Raw genomic sequence first — 4,175 nt, 5'->3', positions numbered from 1 at the left:
ATTCCGGTAACAGCGGCTCGGCCAGAGCCCACAACTCGTCCGGGACAAGGCGTTTCGACAACTCGTCTACCACAAGTCGAACATCATGCAGCACAACCGGATCCGACGCAGCAGAACCGAATCACAACCACGTAAGACACGGTCTTACTCTCCCCGTTGAGCCGGAAGACCTCCCGGACGGCCGCGGGAACGACCGGCGCGGCCTGGGCTTCGGCCATTTCGTCGATCGCGGAATCTGTGGCCCCTGCGACAGCATGCGGGGCGCATGCCGTGCTCGACGACATCTTGGAAAATACTGTGGATCTGGTCGATGATTCCGGCGTTGCCCACTACTACCATCTGCTCTCTCGATTGCTGACAATATATAGCAGGGTGCTGGACATCTCGCTGACCTCGATAGTGCATGAATGCTCATGGGCGAACTGGACTCAGCACAGCCTGGGATGAGCGATCTCGTTGCGAGGCGGCGTGGTCTGGCTGGGTAATCGACGCGCACGGTCAGTAGCTGCAGCCGCCTTGCCCGGTTCCAGCGGCTTGTTCGCGTGGGGATGGGTAAGTTCACCTATTGGTCCCTGATGCGCGAAGCGCCACCTATCCACTCATACTGGTCGTCGTCCTGTGTCCGGAAGCGAAGTCAACCGATTTCGTGGATCGTGCTTCGAGCTGTAACAAGAAACTGAGGTGATGGGGGATATGACTCCTGTCGTCGTCGGCATCGATGACGTGAGACCGTGGCCGTCGCGCATTGCGGAGGTCTGGTGACCCCGTGTCGGCAAGTACTTCATGGCGACGAAACTCCGTCCAACCCATAGCATCACACGCGCAGATGCCCCGTGTTTCTGGTTGTCGGTGGGCGAGGTCCGGTGAGGTTGTCACTGTGACGGCGCGAAACTCGCCGTCGGGATTCTCTGCTCTGATGTGGTGTGTATTCGACGAGGAATTCCCAGAAATGGACAGTGATGGCATCCGACGTATCGCGGCATGATGGGCGATCCGCGACCGGCTCGCGCACCTTGAGTTCGAAATGGATGAATACCGAGCGGGACAAGATAGTCAGGAGCGGAACCGATGAGTGACCTCGGTGATCTGCGGCGGCGTTGGTCGAAACTGGCGGGGCAGGCATCGTCCGGCAATCTGGAATTCGAGGAGTATCAGGCCCAAATGTGTGTCCAGGCCTGCGAAACTGCGCTTTCCGGCCTGAAAGCGATTCAGGGCTGCATTTTTTCCCCGCCGGCTGGTTGGCAGCCGCTGAATGCTCTTCCTGAATTCGGTAGACGCCCCTCCGGCATTAGTATGGCCGGTGCCTTCAACGGCAGGGCGAAGTATCTCAGTGATATTCTTGGGGCGCATTTCGCCATCGTAGCCGAGATGGCGAATGCTTTCAGTGTGGCCGGAAAGGCATACCTCGAAGCCGAAGCGGAATCCCGGCATAATTTCGCCAACGTTGCCCCGGCAGCGATTTCGGGTGGGCCGGCAAAGATCGCTATTACTCGCGATGTCGGCTTCGGCTCGAACGAAAGAAATGCGCCAAACGTCGAGACCAGTGCTGAGAGAACTGAAAGAGTTATCATCCAATCCGATCCTCGCGTCAAGGAATTCAAGGAAGCGCTTGATGGAAAGCGTATCGAAGGGAACGCATCAAAGTCTCCGGCGCTCGTAGTCCGACCTGTGTATCTGAAGGATGGCGTCGTTGACGAAAATATCAAGAATCCCGATGCTGCCGAGTCGCTCCTGTACCACGATCTGTATAAGTTGGGCCAAACTATCAAACCTCAGCCGATCGCAGATGCCGGCAGCACCTGGCTCTACCTCGCCGAATGGCTGCAGCGTCTGTTCGCCGACCTCGCAGATACAATCGACAATTCGAGGGATTCGTGGTCGGGATTCGGTGGAGAGGCTGCTCGCAAGGCCGTTCAGGACTATGTGGCGGCAACAGGTCCCCTGGTCGACGATATGACAAAGATCGGCAATAATCTCAGCAAAGCCGGTGTTTGGTTGAACGTAACGAAATGGAGCATGCCGCAGACGGAGGCGGGTGGCCCCGGATACAAGGATTACGATGGTGTTCTAGCGAATCCTGGGTCATTATCGAAAGAAGACCCTACTCCTGTATACCAGCAGAGGTACGAGGACTACTATCGGGTCAATTTTCAGGAATCCCGAGTAGTTCCGATGCTGACAGCACCCGATCCGGTCCCCGTTGGTGCAGGCGTCGGCGGGCCGAGAAGTAGCGCCGGTGGATCAGGCGGCAGCAGCGGATATTCCGGCGGGGTCCCAGGCCCTGGACTAACGGCCGCCAGCGTGGACACTTCCGGCCTGACCGGTGCGCTGCCGGGTGCCGGTGGTGGTCTGGATCCGGCCTCCGGTGTCGGTGATCCGCCGGTCCCCCCGCCGACCTCGCCATCAGGTCCGGATTCCGGCCAATTGACCAGCCAATTGGCCAATATGGCGCAACAGGCTATGTCGGGTGCCCAAACCGCCGCTGAGGCAGCAGGTCGCTCGGCCGTTCCACCGGTGGGCGGTATGAACATGGATAAGGCGGCCGCGGACGCGGCTAAAGCGAGCCGGTTCGCCGCCGGCGCGAAGGGGGGAGGCGTAGGCGGTGGCGGAGCGCCGCTTGCGAAAGAAGCGGCCTTGGCGAAGGGGGCGGCACAGTCGAAGCTGTTTCCACGGGCTGGGCTTCCCGGGACGGTCGCCAGCACGGCGATCGGACGGGCGGGCATGGCTCCGATTACCGGAGCGCCGGGCACACCGGGCGCGGCATCGCCGCATGGGGCAGGCAAAGACCAAGGCAAGGAACACAAGCGCGCTGACTTCCTGGGCTCGACAAGGCATTTGGAGGAAGCGATCGGCGAGCCGGTGGCGATCAAACCTGTTCTTGACGAATGAACCGGACCTGGAGTTTCACAGATCTCGAGTTCGTCGTTCTCTGGCAGAGACTGAACCAGGATCTGCTTCCGCACCCGCTCATATTCACCAGCCGTATTCGCCTGCACGACGACCTCGTCCGGGAAAAAGCCGCGACCTGGGAGCGGTTGCGTTCGAGGGTGGACGGATCGCTCAGGGATGCGTTCGATGCTATTGCCCGCCCAGATGTCCGCTTGGCGGTCCAGGGCCGCAACGGCGAAGACCTCGATGACCCGGCGGGCAGTATTCGTATTCTCGCGGCCAGAAGTGCGGGTACCGGGTATGTGGTGAAACAACATCCCGGCGAAACCATCTGGCACAGCAAGGGATTCACGATCACCGAATGCAGTGCGGTGGGCCTCGCCGACGCGGTCGTCGCCGAGCTTCCCGATGCCGGGCCGGGCGAACTTGCCGATGTCACGTTGGTCACGGGATCTTCGGCCGACGACATAGATTACTCGTACGGTAAATCCAAGGTGAAACAGGCTTCTTTCGGAGATTCGGTCAGACAGCGGTCGCGGCGGTTTCTTGAGTCTTCGTTGTCTGTCATCGGGGCGATCGAGATCATCCAGGGCCGATCGCGATTCGGGCCGCGCGGCATCACACGGCATGTACTCGAGTGGCGGGATGTGGAAGGCGACGGTCGTTACGTAATCACTGTCCAAAATCCGCTGGTCGCGGTGGCGGCGGATCGGAAACGCCTGACGGCCACGATAAATGCCAAGATCGCGGAAGTAATCCGCGTCATCAAAGATGAACGTGGTGCCTGACACTCGGTATGACACGTGGAACGGCGGTGCGGGATCGGAAAGTGAGGATTTCAATGAAACACGAGGCCAGGCGGCTGTGGGGCGACCGCTGAGAGCTACATCGCGATGACCGACGTATTGGCTGGCGTGCCCTCACTTCGAAGGTCGTGACAGCTTTGCGAGCCGCCGGGGCCCGGGCGGCGCCGCATCCCGTGGATACTCGCCGCCTGCTCGTCGAGTTGATGTGCACCGACATGGCAGGGGACTGGTCGCGAATTACGTTGCACTGTGGGGAACCCGAGGCGATCGCTACGAAACTTGTGCAGGAACCCGCGGACCAGCCGCCGCGTGGATTGTCGTCAGGCATCGTTAGCCTCGATCTTTCACCGGGCCTTCGGCCCGGCGTGATCGGGCTCGGATTGGGTTTTTGCTGCTTGACCGGCAGCGTGCGGGCAACCGAGGATGGCCCGGTCAGCGGGTTGACTGCCGGGTTCCACGGGTCCGGAGTGATTCGTCCTT

Annotated in this window: 3 protein-coding genes; all 3 read left to right on the top strand. The window is 60.5% G+C overall.

Translation table 11 applies throughout. From position 1 onward, the window contains the following. Window positions 1-1,068 precede the first annotated feature (1,068 nt). A complete protein-coding gene (locus AB4Y89_RS24360; protein WP_442303541.1) occupies window positions 1,069-2,889 on the top strand; it encodes a hypothetical protein in 1,821 nt (606 codons plus the stop codon). Beyond that, entirely contained in the window at window positions 2,886-3,677 is a 792-nt protein-coding gene (locus AB4Y89_RS24355; protein WP_442303540.1) for an ESX secretion-associated protein EspG, read from the top strand. The genes AB4Y89_RS24360 and AB4Y89_RS24355 overlap by 4 nt, the downstream gene beginning before the upstream one ends. 146 nt (window positions 3,678-3,823) lie before the next feature. After that, on the top strand, window positions 3,824-4,175 hold a 352-nt coding region (locus AB4Y89_RS24350), incomplete at its 3' end, for a hypothetical protein (RefSeq protein WP_442303539.1).

It is taken from the genome of Terriglobus sp. 2YAB30_2, assembly GCF_052114765.1.
Taxonomy (GTDB): Bacteria; Acidobacteriota; Terriglobia; order Terriglobales; family Acidobacteriaceae; genus Terriglobus.
Note: the sequence above shows the minus strand (reverse complement) of the source record. Positions and strands in the feature narration are given on the sequence as shown.

Bases quoted from the DNA above. Each gene is read 5' to 3' on its own strand.
- AB4Y89_RS24360 (WP_442303541.1), top strand. From the start codon at position 1,069: ATGAGTGACCTCGGTGATCTGCGGCGGCGTTGGTCGAAACTGGCGGGG.
- AB4Y89_RS24355 (WP_442303540.1), top strand. From the start codon at position 2,886: ATGAACCGGACCTGGAGTTTCACAGATCTCGAGTTCGTCGTTCTCTGG.